The organism is Pseudomonas sp. LAMO17WK12:I5, from assembly GCF_900215165.1.
In the GTDB taxonomy this organism is placed as follows: domain Bacteria; phylum Pseudomonadota; class Gammaproteobacteria; order Pseudomonadales; family Pseudomonadaceae; genus Aquipseudomonas; species Aquipseudomonas putida_A.
This window is the reverse complement of record NZ_OBDS01000006.1, coordinates 324,724-337,359: the sequence shown is the minus strand read 5'-3', so window position 1 is coordinate 337,359 and position 12,636 is coordinate 324,724. Positions and strand designations below refer to the sequence as shown.

The following is a 12,636-nucleotide window of genomic DNA, read 5'->3' as shown; positions in this document are numbered from 1 at the left end:
TCGCACAGCAGGAAGATCCATGCACGGGCTGAATGAACTGGGATTCAAGGCACTCAGGCTGTTTGTGGCGGTGCTCGACCACGGCAGTTTTTCCGAAGTCGCCCGGCGCGAGGGCGTGGCGCCCTCTTCGATTTCACGGTACATCCAGTTGATGGAGCAGGCGCTGAACCAGCAATTGCTCTACCGCCACACCCGCGCCGTGATGCCGACCGAGGCCGGGCGCATGCTCGGCCACCATGCGCGGCTGGTGCTGGTGCAACTGGAAGAGGCCGAGCAGGCGTTGCAGGAACAGCAAAGCGAACCCACCGGGCTGGTGCGGATCAACGCGCCGGTGGTGTTCGGCCAACGGCATCTGACGCCGTGGCTCGGTCAGTTGTGCGCGCGCTATCCGAAGCTGCAACTGGACATCCAGCAGACCGACCATTACGTCGACCCGTTGCAGGAAGGCGCCGACCTGCTGTTTCGCATCGGCCCGATGCACGACTCAAGCATGCAGGCGCGGATTCTGGCGCCGCACCGTTTCCAGGTCGCGGCCAGCCCGACTTATCTGAAGCGCCACGGCACGCCGCAGCATCCCGACGAACTCGCGCAACACCAGTGCCTGGCCTACAAAGGTGCGACCGGTCAGCAACGCTGGTTTTTCCGTAAGGATCAGGGCGACTGGACGCCTTACTCGGTCAAAGGCCCGATCACTGGCAACCACGCCGACACCCTCACCCAGGCCGCCGAGCAAGGCCTGGGGCTGGTGATGTTTCCGTCCTGGCTGATTGGTGAGGCGGTGCGCGAAGGCACGCTGGTGCCAGTGCTGGGCGAATATCAGGTGTCGAACAGCCTGGAGCCGCAGCAGATCGCAGTGCTGTGGCCGGGGAGCCGGCGGCTGTCGGTGAAGGTGCGTACGGTGATCGATTTCTTTGTCGAGTGCTTTGGCGAAGTGCCGTACTGGGACAGACCCTAAGTCCTACACAAAACCCAATGTGGGAGCGGGCTTGCTCGCGAAGGCGGTGTGTCAGATACAAGAATACTGACTGACATGACGCCTTCGCGAGCAAGCCCGCTCCCACAATGAGGTTTTACAGACTTTTTAAATGCGGAACTGGCCCACCAGTTTGCCCAATCGCTGGCCAAGTTCCGCCAGACTGCGCGAAGTCTGCGCGCCCAACTGGGTCTCATCCGCCACGCTGTCCACCGCCACCGCGATCTGATGCACGCTGCGGTTGATCTCTTCGGCCACCGCCGTTTGTTCCTCGGCCGCGCTGGCGATCTGCGCGTTCATCGAGTTGATGGTCGCGATCAGGTCAGCCATCGCGTCCAGCGACGCCCCGGCCTGATTGGCCTGCGCCGAAGTGCCATCGCCCGCTTCACTGGAACGGCGCATCGCCTCGACCGCCGACTGGGTACCCGCTTGCAGGCGATCGATCATGCCCTGAATTTCCTGGGTGCTGATCTGCGTGCGGCTGGCCAGTGCCCGCACTTCGTCCGCCACCACCGCAAAACCGCGCCCGGCCTCCCCGGCACGCGCCGCTTCAATCGCCGCGTTGAGCGCCAGCAGGTTGGTCTGCTCGGCAATCGAACGGATCACCCCGAGCACGCCGACAATCGACGACACGTCCTGCTGCAGGCTGTCGAGCGACACGCCGCTGCTGCGAATGTCATCCACCAGCGCATGAATCTGCTTGATGCTGCCGGCCACCACGCGTTTGGCGCTCTGGCCTTCTTCGTCGGTCTGCTGCGCAGCGACCGCGGCGTTCTGCGCGCTCTTGGCGACTTCCTGGGCGGCGGCGGACATCTCGTTGATCGCCGTGGCGACCTGATCGGTCTCGTGGCGCTGACGCTCCATGGCCTGATCGGAACGCTGAGCCTGATCCGAGACCTGATTCACCAGGCCAGTCAGTTGCGTGGTCATCTCGGTGATCTGCCGCACCAGACCGTGGATCTTGTCGACGAAGCGATTGAACGAGCCGGCCAGTTCGCCGAGTTCGTCCTGGCTGGTGATATTCAACCGGCGCGTAAGATCGCCCTCGCCCGCCGCGATGTCGTCGAGGTTGGCTTTCATCAGGTTCAACGGCCGCAGAATGGTGTTGGCCAACAGCATCCCCGCGATGGCAATCACCAACAGCACCAGCACCGCCACGCCGACGATACTGAGGATCACGCCTTGCATGCGCTCCTGCACTTGCGCCTCGACCATTGCCACTTGCGCTTCAATGCCGTCGAGGTTGACCGAGGTACCGACCGCCATGTCCCACTTCGCCAGGTACTCGGTGTAGCCGAGTTTCGGCACCAGCACGTTGGCATTGCCCGGCAGCGGCGAGCTGTATTGCAGATAGTGGGTGCCGTCCTTCGCCACTTTCACCAGGCCGAGGTTGACGTAGACGCCGTTCGGGTCGCGGTTGTCCTTGAAGCTTTTGCCCACGCCTTCGGGGTCGTTGGCCTTGAACAGGCGCACGGTCTCGGAGTCGTAGCCGAAGAAGTAGCCGTCCTTGCCGTAGCGGATGCCCGACAGCAGCTTGATCGCCTGCGCCCGCGCCGCGTTGTCACCGGGGGCGGCAGCGTCGTACAGCGGTTTGATCGTGGTCATGGCCACGGCGACGTAACTTTGCAGCGTGGCCTTGGCGTCGGCGAGCAGGCGCTCGCGGGTCTGCTCGACCTCGGTGTGCGCCTGTTGCTGGAGGATAAACAGCGTGGTCAGGCTGATGACCAGCGCAAAGAGCAGCACCGGCAGGACGGCAAGGGACAGGACTTTGGCCTTGAGACTCAAGCGCATTGGGGGGCTCACTCTTTTGGTTTTATTGGCGTGGTTAAAGGCGTTAACGGCACGCAATAGCAAAAGTTGAGTCTGGAGAAAAACCTGTTATTCCTGTGGGAGCGAGCCTGCTCGCGAAGGCGTCGTGTCAGCCAGCCTGTTTTTAGCTGACACACCGCTTTCGCGAGCAGGCTCGCTCCCACAGGTGATTGGCGGGTTTAGAGGACCATCGCCGCCACCCAACCGAACGCCAGCAGCGGCAGGTTGTAGTGCAGAAAGGTCGGAACCACGGTGTCCCAGATGTGGTGATGCTGGCCATCGACGTTCAGACCCGAGGTCGGGCCCAGCGTCGAGTCCGAGGCTGGCGAGCCGGTGTCGCCCAGCGCCCCGGCGGTGCCGACGATGCACACGATGGCCATCGGGCTGAAGCCCAGCTGCACGCACAGCGGCACGAAAATCGCTGCCAGAATCGGCACCGTGGAGAACGACGAGCCGATACCGATGGTCACCATCAGGCCCACCAGCAGCATCAACAGCGCGCCGATCGCCTGACTGTGATCGATCCACGCCGCCGCGCTTTCGACCAGCGAGCGCACTTCGCCGGTAGCCTTGAGCACTTCGGCGAAACCCGAGGCGGAGATCATGATGAAGCCGATCATCGCCATCATCTTCATGCCTTCGGTGAACAGGTCGTCAGTCTCACGCCATTTGACGATGCCCGACGCCGAGAAGATCAGGAACCCGGCCAGTGCGCCGATAATCATCGAATCCAGCAGCAACTGAATGATGAACGCGGCGGCAATCGCCAGACCGGCAATGGCGATGGTCTTCGGGTTGTACGCCACGCTGACTTGCTCGACCTGTTCGATCTTCTGCAGATCGTAAACGCGCTTCTTGCGATAGCTGAAAAACACCGCCAGCAACAGGCCGAAGACCATGCCCAGCGCCGGAATCGCCATGGCGTGCATGACGTTGATCTGGCTGATATCGACCCCGGCCTTGCTGACGTTGGCCAGCAGGATCTGGTTGAGGAAGATGTTGCCGAAACCCACCGGGAACACCATGTACGGGGTGATCAGGCCGAAGGTCATGACGCAGGCGATCAACCGGCGATCCAACTGCAACTTGGTCAGTACATAGAGCAGCGGCGGCACCAGCAGCGGAATGAACGCAATGTGGATCGGCAGGATGTTCTGCGAGGCAATCGCCACCACCCACAGCAGGCCGATCAGCAGCCACTTGACGCTGCCGCCGCCGGTCGAATGCTGACGATCGACCATCGCCAGGGCCTTGTCGGCCAGCGCATGGGCCAGACCGGACTTGGCAATCGCCACGGCGAAAGCGCCGAGCAATGCGTAGGACAACGCCACCGTCGCCCCGCCACCCAGGCCGCTGTTGAACGCCTTGAGCGTGGCGTCGATGCCCAGACCACCGGTCAGGCCACCGACCAGCGCACCGACGATCAGGGCAATCACCACGTGCACGCGGGACAGGCTGAGGATCAGCATGACGCCGACCGCAGCAATCACTGCATTCATTTCACTACCTCAAAAACACTGCGATGAAATCATCACCGCCAGACAGGATGAGTCCGCCAACGGTTAACCGGCGGATTTGCAAAGAGGGTCTTATTAGAAGGGCGCGCACTGTGCCGCAGAGTGGCGGCGGTGTCAAAGCGAGCGGCTGAACTGAAATGTAACTGGCAATGCAGAACCCTGCGGTAAGGAGATCAATGTAACGGGCAATGGAGAACCGTGTGGCGAGGGGATTTATCCCCGATCGGCTGCGCAGCAGTCGCCAAACCTGACTATGCAATTTCTCTGAACGATTGTGAGGGCGGCTTCGCCCCCCATCGGGGATAAATCCCCTCACCACAGGTATCTGATCGCCAGCATGCGGCAATTGGTCATATTGCGCTTGAATAATAAAGAAAGCCGAAACGCGGCCGTTACAGTGCAAAGTCTCAGATATTTATCGAATAAGGACGTCTCCATGTCGCTCAGACAACTTTCCATTCAATGGAAAATCACCCTGCTCGCCGGCCTGTGCCTGGCGGGCATCGTGACCCTGCTGGTGGGTCTTTCACTGTATCGCATGGAGCACAGCTCCGAGCTGGTGAAGGCTTCGAGCATGGAGATGCTGACCGAGTCGGCCCAGGCGCGCATTGAGTCGCAGGGTGAGGTGCAGGCTGCCGGGATTCGCCAGCAGTTCATGGACGCCTATCAATATGGCCACGGCTTCTCGCGGCAGGTGCTGTTCCTGCGCGAACAGGCCGAGAAGCGCTTCCTCGATGCCTTCGACCTGCGCGAAGACATGACCCGTCAGGTCAAGTCCGCGCTGCAAGCCAACCCGGATCTGCTCGGTCTGTCGCTGGTGTTCGAAGCCAACGCCTTGGATGGCAAGGATGAACTGTTCGCCGGTCAGGCTGAACTCGGCAGCAACGACAAGGGCCGCTTCGCCCTGTACTGGTCGCAGCCGACTCCCGGCAAAGTCACCTCGATGGCCCTGCCGGAAAGCGACATGGCCGACACCAGCACCGGCCCCAGCGGTCAGGCGGCCAACGCCTGGTTCACCTGTCCGCGCACCACGCTCAAGCCGTGCGTAATCGAACCGTACTTCTATGTGATCGACGGCCAGAACGTGCTGATGACCAGCATCGTCTTCCCGCTGATGGTCAACGGTAAAGTCATCGCCTCGCTGTCGGTGGACATCAACCTCAACAGCCTGCAGGCGATCAGCCAGGGCGCGAGCAAAAAACTCTACGACGGCCAGACCGCCGTGAGCATCATCAGCCCCACCGGCCTGCTCGCCGGCTACAGCCCGGACGCCAGCAAACTGAGCAAGCGCCTGGATGCCGTGGACACCGTCAGCGGCGCCGAACTGCTGCGTCAACTCGCCGCCAGCAGCAGCGTCAGCAGCCTGCACAGCAACGGCCAGTTGAAAGTGCTGTCGCCGTTCCAGCCGATCCCCGGCGGCCCGTCGTGGGGCGTGTTGCTCGACGTGCCGGAAAAGGTGCTGGTCAGCCGCGCCGAAGCGCTCAAGCAGCAACTGGATGCGAGCAACAACTCCGGCACCCTGATCGAGCTGAGCCTCGGCGTGCTGGCGGCATTGGTCGGCCTGCTGCTGGTGTGGCTGATGGCGCGCAGCGTGACCAAACCGATCCTCGGCGTGGCGCATATGCTGGAAGACATTGCCAGCGGCGAAGGTGATCTGACCCGGCGTCTGGCGTATGACAAGAAAGATGAACTCGGTCAACTGGCCGGCTGGTTCAACAAGTTCCTCGACAAGTTGCAGCCGATCATCGCCGAGGTGAAACGCTCGGTGCAGGATGCGCGCAACACCGCCGACCAGTCCTCGGCCATCGCCACCCAGACCAGCGCCGGCATGGAGCAGCAATACCGTCAGGTCGATCAGGTCGCCACTGCCTCCCACGAAATGAGCGCCACCGCGCAGGACGTTGCACGCAGCGCCGCGCAAGCCGCCGAAGCGGCCAAGGACGCCGACCGCGCCACCCGTCAGGGCCTGACCGTGATCGACCGCACCACCGCGAGCATCGACACGCTCGCCGCCGACATGAGCGCGGCGATGGTTCAGGTCGAAGGGTTGGCTGCCAACAGCGAGAAGATCGGCACCGTGCTGGAAACCATCCGCGCCATCGCCGAACAGACCAACCTGTTGGCGCTCAACGCGGCGATCGAAGCAGCGCGTGCCGGTGAAGCCGGGCGTGGTTTTGCCGTGGTCGCCGACGAAGTGCGCAACCTTGCCCGCCGCACGCAGGAGTCGGTGGAAGAAACCCGTCAGGTCATCGAGCAACTGCAGACCGGTACCCAGGATGTGGTCGGCTCGATGGGCAACAGTCATCGTCAGGCTCAGGGCAGTGTCGAACAGGTCGGGCAAGCGGTTACCGCATTGCGCCAGATCGGCGATGCGGTGACGGTGATCAGCGACATGAACCTGCAGATCGCCAGCGCGGCGGAAGAACAGAGCGCGGTGGCCGAGGAGATCAACAACAACGTCGCGACCATTCGCGACGTAACCGAATCGCTGTCCGGACAGGCCAATGAGTCGGCGCGGGTGAGCCAGTCGCTGAACAGCCTGGCGAATCAACAGCAGAGTCTGATGGATCAGTTCCGGGTCTGACAGCCCATTGCCAAACCCAATGTGGGAGCGAGCCTGCTCGCGAAAGCGGTATGTCAGTCAGCGATGATGTGTCTGATCCAGCGCATTCGCGAGCAGGCTCGCTCCCACAGGGGATTGGTGGTGTTGGGGAGATCAGCGTTTAGGCAGCTCGATCACCACCTTCAGCCCGCCCCACTCACTCTCGCCCAACACCAGCAACCCGCCCCACGTCTCGACGATATCACGCACAATTCCCAGCCCCAGGCCATGCCCGTCAGTCTGCTCATCGAGCCGCGTGCCACGACTGAACACCTGAGTGCGTTGCTCTTCAGGAATTCCCGGCCCGTCATCTTCAACGCTCAGGGCGTAGCCGTCAGTCCGTTCGATCACGGTCAGACGCACCTCGGCGTCCGCCCATTTGCAGGCGTTGTCCAGCAAGTTGCCGAGCAGCTCCAGCAAGTCCTCGCGATCCCACGGTAATTGCAGCCCCGGCGGCGCGACGTAACTCAACGCCAGATGCTCGCCGTGGATCATGTTCAGCGTTGCCAGCAATCCCGGCAGTTCCGCGTCACAATCAAACAGCGCGCCGGGCAGCGCATCACCTGACAACCGCGCGCGATTAAGCTCGCGATTGAGCCGCTGTTGCACCTGCTCCAGTTGTTCCTTGAGGATTCGGCGCAGCTCCGGGTGGGCATCGAGTTTTTCGCTCGACGCCAGACTCAAAAGCACCGCCAACGGCGTTTTCAGCGCATGTCCCAGGTTGCCCAGCGCATTGCGCGAGCGCTTGAGGCTGTCCTCGGTGTGCGCCAGCAAATGGTTGATCTGCGCCACCAGCGGCTCCAATTCCACCGGCACCTGATCGTCCAGTTGCGAGCGCTGGCCCTGTTGCAACTGGGCGATCTGCTCGCGCGCCCGTTCCAGCGGCTTCAACGCGCGGCGCACCGTCAGCCGTTGCAGCAGCAGAATCAGCAGCAAACCGGCCAGGCCCAGCCCGAGACCGATCTGGCGCATGCGCTGGAAACTCTCGCGCACCGGGGTGTAATCCTGCGCAACGCTGATCGAGATCGACTGCCCCAGCCGGCGATAGTCCGAACGCAAGACCAGCAACTGCTGACCGTCCGGGCCCAGTTGCAGGTTGCTGTGCAAACCGGGATGTTCCAGCAGCGGCAGATCCTGATCCCACAGCGAACGCGAGCGCCAGTGGCTGTCGGCAAAATCGATGCGGAAGTAATGCCCGGAAAACGGTCGCTGATAGGCCGGCGACAGATGCCGCTCATCCAGTTGCAAACCTTGCGGGCCACGCACCAGCGCGACCAGCAGGCTTTCGCTGTCGTTGCGCAGACCGGCCTCGAGATAACGCTGCAACCCGACTTCGAACAACCACAGACTGGTTTGCGCCAGCACCAGACCGACGATCACCATCACACTGATCAAGCCCAGGCTCAAACGGCGCTGGATCGACCTCACGAAGCTTGCCCGCCGAACAGGTAACCCTGGCCGCGACGGGTTTCGATCACCGCTTTACCCAGCTTGCGCCGCAGGTGGTTGACGTGAACTTCGAGGACGTTGGAATCACGCTCGGTCTCGCCGTCATAGAGGTGCTCGGCGAGGTGGGTTTTCGACAGGATCTGTTCCGGGTGCAGCATGAAATAACGCAGCAGACGGAATTCGGCGGCGGTCAGCTGAATCTCGCTGCCGTCGCGAATCACGCACTGGCGACCTTCGTCCAGATGCAGGCCGGCCGCCTTGAGCGTCGGCTGATTGGCCTGGCCCTTGGAGCGACGCAGCAACGACTGCACCCGCAAATGCAGCTCTTCGGGATGAAACGGTTTGGTCAGGTAATCGTCGGCGCCGGCCTTCAGGCCTTCGATGCGCTCGGCCCAGGAATCGCGGGCGGTGAGGATCAGCACCGGGGTCGACAGGCCACCGGCACGCCATTGCGCCAGCACCTCCAGCCCGGGAACGCCGGGCAGACCGAGGTCGAGAATGATCAGGTCATAGGGCTCGCTGCTGCCCTGATAGACCGCATCGCGTCCGTCCGCCAGCCAGTCCACCGCGTAGCCTTGGCGCTGCAGGCCGGCGATCAGTTCGTCGGCCAGCGGCACGTGGTCTTCCACCAGTAGCAAACGCATCGGTCAATCTTCCTTGTCTTTCACGAGTTCGCCGGTATCGGCCTTCAGGTGCAACTCACGCGCAACACCTTCGACGGTCAGCAACTCGACTTCATAAATGTAGACGTCGTGTTTTTCTTCCAGCTCGACTTCCAGCAGTTTTGCGCCGGGGTAACGGTCCATTGCCTGCTGCAGCACTTGCTCAAGCGGCAGAATCACGCCCTGCTTGCGCAGATCCAGCGCTTCATCCGGACCGAGATCGCGGGCCATGGCCGTCGAACAACACATCACCAGCGCCAGCGCCGTGCGGCGGGTGGCGCGAACATTAACCTTCATTACGTATCCTGATGATCCTTGAGAACCTGCCCAGTCACAGCGTCCAATTCCAGGTCCCACTCCAGCCCTTGCGGATCACGCATTTCGATCTGATAGATGTACTTGCCGTACTGCTCTTCCAGCTCGGTATCGGTGATGGTCGACCCCGGATGTTTGGTCAGCGCCGTGGCGTTGAGCTTCTCGAAGGAGACGATAGTACCAGCGTCGCGCAAACGCAGGGCTTCATCGGGGCCAAGATCGCGGGCATGGGCGAGGCTGGCGGTCAGGCCGATGATCGAGGCAATGGACAGGGCAGTCAGGGTTTTCATGGGTGTCTCCGTGTTTTTATGTGCAGCTACGGTCGGCACCATAGCGGTGCGAACTTAACTGAAACTGAATTGCCATCATTGCCCCTGACACCAACCACATTTGCAGATTCATGCAAAACCCTGTGGGAGCGGGCTTGCTCGCGAAGGCGGTGGGTCAGCAATAATGACGGCGACTGACACAACGCCTTCGCGAGCAAGCCCGCTCCCACTGGGTCAAGTAGTGCGCCTATAATCCAAAGCTTGCTAACGATCGAGACCGGTATGACTGCCATCCACATCAAGTTCCCCGCCCTCACCCTCAAGGCCGGCCCACGGGCCATGGCGCGCATTCGTGCCCAGGGCCTGAACGCCGCTGACGTCGGCACCCTGCCCGGTGCGGCCGGTGGGCCGAAGGCATTGGGGATTCAAGGGCTGGACCTGGCGTTGTTCGGTGAGTGGCTGCCGAGCGCGCCGCGTGAGCGCTCGCTTATCGGTGCTTCAGTCGGCTCCTGGCGCTTCGCCAGCGCCTGCCTGCCGGACGCCGCTGAAGGCATCCGCCGCCTCGGTCAGTTGTACGCCGAGCAGAATTTCAACAAAGGCGTGACCATGGCCGAGATCAGCCAGAGCTCGCAGCGCATGCTCAATGACCTGCTCGACGGCCGCGACGCCAGCATCCTCAACAACGCCGACTACCGCCTGAACATCATGGTGGTGAAAAGCCACGGACGCCTGGCCGACGATCATCGTGGCCGCCTCGGTCTGGCGCTGGGTTCGGTGATCGCCGATAACCTGCGCGGTCGCGCGCGGCTGTCGCGGCACTTCGAACGCCTGATCATTCACGACCCGCGCCTCGCCCCGCCGTTGAATGCGCTGAATGACTTTCCGTCGCGCTTCGTCGCCCTCGACGCCGGCAATCTGCGCCAGGCGCTGCTGGCCTCGGGATCGATCCCGATGGTCATGGAAGGCGTGCGCGACCTGCCGGGCGCCGGTGCCGGCACGTTCCGCGACGGCGGCCTGCTCGACTATCACCTCGACCTGCCCTACAGCGGCGACGGCATCGTGCTCTATCCGCACTTCACCGACCGGGTGATTCCGGGCTGGTTCGACAAGACCCTGCCGTGGCGCCGCGCCTCGGTGGAGCGCTTGCAGGACGTGTTGTTGCTGGCACCGTCGAAGGAATATCTGGCGCGCCTGCCCTACGGCAAACTGCCGGACCGTAACGACTTCAAGCGCTTCATGGGCGATGCGCCGAGTCGGCAGAAATACTGGCACGCGGCGATGGACGAAAGCCGCCGTCTCGGTGACGAGTTTCTTGAACTGGCTGCCAATGGTCGCCTCGCCGAGCGCTTGCTGACCCTTTAGTCAGTGTTTTCCCGCATCGCCAAACACAAGCTGGTAAACTCGCCGCCTGCCCGAATCGCTGCGGCGAACGCCACCTGAACAGAGCCGAAAATACTGTGGAAATCTTCAAGGAATTTACTTTCGAATCCGCCCACCGCCTGCCGCACGTACCGGACGGCCACAAGTGCGGACGCCTGCACGGTCACTCGTTCAAGGTGGCGATTCACCTGAGCGGCGACCTCGATCCGCACACCGGCTGGATCCGCGACTTCTCCGAGATCAAGGCTATTTTCAAGCCGCTGTACGAGCGTCTGGATCACAACTACCTGAACGACATTCCCGGCCTGGAAAACCCGACCAGCGAAGTCCTGGCCAAATTCATCTGGAATGAAATGAAGCCGCTGCTGCCGGAACTCAGCGCGATCCGCATTCACGAGACCTGCACCAGCGGTTGCATCTATCGCGGTGAGTGATCCAACACAAATCCCCCTGTAGGAGTGAGCCTGCTCGCGATAGCGGTTTGTCAGACACATTGATTTCGGATGTGCCGACGCTATCGCGAGCAGGCTCACTCCTACAAAGGATCGGTGTTTGTCAGGAAAATAGAGAACAGCCTTCACGGCTGTTTTTTTATGCCTATGCTTTTTGGCTCAACCCCGCCAAGAGGACAGGTCGATGACGGACTGGTTGCTGGATCAGGTCTTCGATTTCAACGGGCATCCGGTGCGCCACGCCGTGCGCGGTGATGGCCCGCCACTGGTGTTCGTGCATGGCACGCCGTTTTCATCGTATGTGTGGCACCGCATCGCGCCGCATTTCTTTGCCAGTCACCGGGTGCATTATTTCGACCTGCTGGGTTACGGGCGCTCCGCACAACCGGATGCCGATGTTTCCCTCGGCGTACAGAATCAACTGCTCGCGCAGTTGCTCGATCACTGGAACATCCAGCGCCCGGACGTGGTCGCCCATGACTTCGGCGGCGCCACCGCGTTGCGCACGCATTTGCTCAATGGCAAGGACTACCGCAGCCTGACGCTGATCGATCCGGTGGCGCTGACGCCATGGGGATCGCCGTTCGTGCAGCATGTGCGCCAGCATGAAACGGCGTTCAGCGGCCTGCCCGATTACATCCAGCGCGCGATCGTCCCGACTTACATTCGCGGGGCGATTCACCGCGACATCCCCGACGCTGAACTGGCGCCCTACGTGCAACCGTGGCTCGGCGATTCGGGGCAAGCGGCGTTCTATCGGCAGATCGCGCAGATGGACGAGCGCTACACCCGCGAGGCCGAACCGCTGTACCCGAGCATCCGCTGCCCGGTACAGATTCTCTGGGGTGAAGCCGATCAGTGGATTCCGATCGAGCGGGGTCGGGCGTTGCACCAGATGATTCCTGGCGCGCTATTTCACCCCATCACCAACGCCGGCCACCTGGTCCAGGAGGACGCCCCGGAAGCGATCGTCGCCGCCCTGCTCAGATTCCTCTGACCCAACACCCATCCCTTGTGGGAGCGAGCCTGCTCGCGAAAGCGGAATATCAGCCATTGCAAATGTCGCCTGACACGCCGCCTTCGCGAGCAGGCTCGCTCCCACATTGGGCTCGGGTGCATTCAGTTGCACCGCTTTCGCGCCAATCCATGCGCCTCGTCTATACATAACCCGCGCCAATCAGCATTTGGCACGACCACTGCAACCCAAC

11 protein-coding genes and 2 pseudogenes are annotated in these 12,636 nt (G+C 62.1%); 6 read left to right on the top strand and 7 right to left on the bottom strand.

The window, feature by feature from the left end; translation table 11 throughout:
* Positions 1-19 precede the first annotated feature (19 nt).
* Positions 20-955 carry a LysR family transcriptional regulator gene (locus tag CRO59_RS12845; protein ID WP_097087734.1) on the top strand — a complete coding sequence of 312 codons (936 nt, stop codon included), beginning with the start codon at positions 20-22 and terminating at the stop codon, positions 953-955.
* Positions 956-1,081: 126 nt separating this feature from the next.
* Here CRO59_RS12845 and CRO59_RS29285 read toward each other — a convergent pair whose 3' ends face one another.
* From CRO59_RS29285 to CRO59_RS12835, 3 genes and pseudogenes are all read right to left on the bottom strand, one after another.
* Positions 1,082-1,837, bottom strand: a complete 756-nt coding sequence (locus CRO59_RS29285) for a methyl-accepting chemotaxis protein (protein ID WP_371917818.1) — start codon at positions 1,835-1,837, stop codon at positions 1,082-1,084.
* Positions 1,838-1,939: 102 nt separating this feature from the next.
* Positions 1,940-2,764, bottom strand: a pseudogene (locus CRO59_RS29280) (cache domain-containing protein); the annotation flags it as partial.
* A 197-nt stretch (positions 2,765-2,961) separates the two neighbouring features.
* Positions 2,962-4,281, bottom strand: a complete 1,320-nt coding sequence (locus CRO59_RS12835; protein ID WP_097087731.1) for a Na+/H+ antiporter family protein — start codon at positions 4,279-4,281, stop codon at positions 2,962-2,964.
* Positions 4,282-4,636: 355 nt separating this feature from the next.
* Here CRO59_RS12835 and CRO59_RS29275 point away from each other — a divergent pair.
* Together CRO59_RS29275 and CRO59_RS29270 are read left to right on the top strand one after the other, a co-directional pair.
* Positions 4,637-6,025 (top strand): annotated as a pseudogene (locus CRO59_RS29275) (HAMP domain-containing protein); the annotation flags it as partial.
* 102 nt (positions 6,026-6,127) lie between these two features.
* A complete protein-coding gene (locus tag CRO59_RS29270) occupies positions 6,128-6,883 on the top strand; it encodes a methyl-accepting chemotaxis protein (RefSeq protein WP_371262551.1) in 756 nt (251 codons plus the stop codon).
* Positions 6,884-7,015: 132 nt separating this feature from the next.
* Here the strand turns inward: CRO59_RS29270 and CRO59_RS12825 are convergent, their stop codons facing one another.
* From CRO59_RS12825 to CRO59_RS12810, 4 genes are read right to left on the bottom strand one after another with little or no spacing between them, the layout of a single operon-like run.
* Positions 7,016-8,329: a sensor histidine kinase gene (locus CRO59_RS12825; protein WP_097087730.1), complete on the bottom strand. Its 1,314-nt coding sequence runs from the start codon at positions 8,327-8,329 to the stop codon at positions 7,016-7,018.
* Positions 8,326-8,994 carry a response regulator transcription factor gene (locus CRO59_RS12820; RefSeq protein WP_003223514.1) on the bottom strand — a complete coding sequence of 223 codons (669 nt, stop codon included), beginning with the start codon at positions 8,992-8,994 and terminating at the stop codon, positions 8,326-8,328. The genes CRO59_RS12825 and CRO59_RS12820 overlap by 4 nt, the downstream gene beginning before the upstream one ends.
* A 3-nt stretch (positions 8,995-8,997) precedes the next feature.
* A complete protein-coding gene (locus tag CRO59_RS12815) occupies positions 8,998-9,309 on the bottom strand; it encodes a PepSY domain-containing protein (protein WP_007915591.1) in 312 nt (103 codons plus the stop codon).
* Positions 9,309-9,617 carry a PepSY domain-containing protein gene (locus tag CRO59_RS12810; RefSeq protein ID WP_097087729.1) on the bottom strand — a complete coding sequence of 103 codons (309 nt, stop codon included), beginning with the start codon at positions 9,615-9,617 and terminating at the stop codon, positions 9,309-9,311. Before CRO59_RS12810 ends, CRO59_RS12815 begins: the two co-directional genes overlap by 1 nt.
* 261 nt (positions 9,618-9,878) lie before the next feature.
* Here CRO59_RS12810 and CRO59_RS12805 point away from each other — a divergent pair, with 261 nt between their 5' ends.
* The 3 genes from CRO59_RS12805 (at position 9,879) to CRO59_RS12795 (ending at position 12,425) form a co-directional block, all read left to right on the top strand.
* The gene (locus tag CRO59_RS12805) at positions 9,879-10,958 is read left to right on the top strand and encodes a patatin-like phospholipase family protein (RefSeq protein WP_097087727.1); all 1,080 of its coding nucleotides are present in this window, start codon (positions 9,879-9,881) and stop codon (positions 10,956-10,958) included.
* Between the two features lie 95 nt (positions 10,959-11,053).
* Positions 11,054-11,410, top strand: coding sequence for a 6-carboxytetrahydropterin synthase QueD (gene queD, locus CRO59_RS12800; protein ID WP_003223505.1), 357 nt, complete (start codon positions 11,054-11,056; stop codon positions 11,408-11,410).
* A 202-nt stretch (positions 11,411-11,612) separates the two neighbouring features.
* Positions 11,613-12,425 carry an alpha/beta fold hydrolase gene (locus tag CRO59_RS12795; RefSeq protein WP_097087725.1) on the top strand — a complete coding sequence of 271 codons (813 nt, stop codon included), beginning with the start codon at positions 11,613-11,615 and terminating at the stop codon, positions 12,423-12,425.
* The last annotated feature ends 211 nt before the right edge of the window (positions 12,426-12,636 follow it).

What these genes read in the sequence shown, in the direction of transcription:
- CRO59_RS12845 (WP_097087734.1), top strand. Translation starts at nt 20, where the DNA reads ATGCACGGGCTGAATGAACTGGGATTCAAGGCACTCAGGCTGTTTGTG.
- CRO59_RS29285 (WP_371917818.1), bottom strand. Translation starts at nt 1,837, where the DNA reads ATGGAGCGTCAGCGCCACGAGACCGATCAGGTCGCCACGGCGATCAAC.
- CRO59_RS12835 (WP_097087731.1), bottom strand. Translation starts at nt 4,281, where the DNA reads ATGAATGCAGTGATTGCTGCGGTCGGCGTCATGCTGATCCTCAGCCTG.
- CRO59_RS29270 (WP_371262551.1), top strand. Translation starts at nt 6,128, where the DNA reads ATGGAGCAGCAATACCGTCAGGTCGATCAGGTCGCCACTGCCTCCCAC.
- CRO59_RS12820 (WP_003223514.1), bottom strand. Translation starts at nt 8,994, where the DNA reads ATGCGTTTGCTACTGGTGGAAGACCACGTGCCGCTGGCCGACGAACTG.
- CRO59_RS12815 (WP_007915591.1), bottom strand. Translation starts at nt 9,309, where the DNA reads ATGAAGGTTAATGTTCGCGCCACCCGCCGCACGGCGCTGGCGCTGGTG.
- CRO59_RS12810 (WP_097087729.1), bottom strand. Translation starts at nt 9,617, where the DNA reads ATGAAAACCCTGACTGCCCTGTCCATTGCCTCGATCATCGGCCTGACC.
- CRO59_RS12805 (WP_097087727.1), top strand. Translation starts at nt 9,879, where the DNA reads ATGACTGCCATCCACATCAAGTTCCCCGCCCTCACCCTCAAGGCCGGC.
- CRO59_RS12795 (WP_097087725.1), top strand. Translation starts at nt 11,613, where the DNA reads ATGACGGACTGGTTGCTGGATCAGGTCTTCGATTTCAACGGGCATCCG.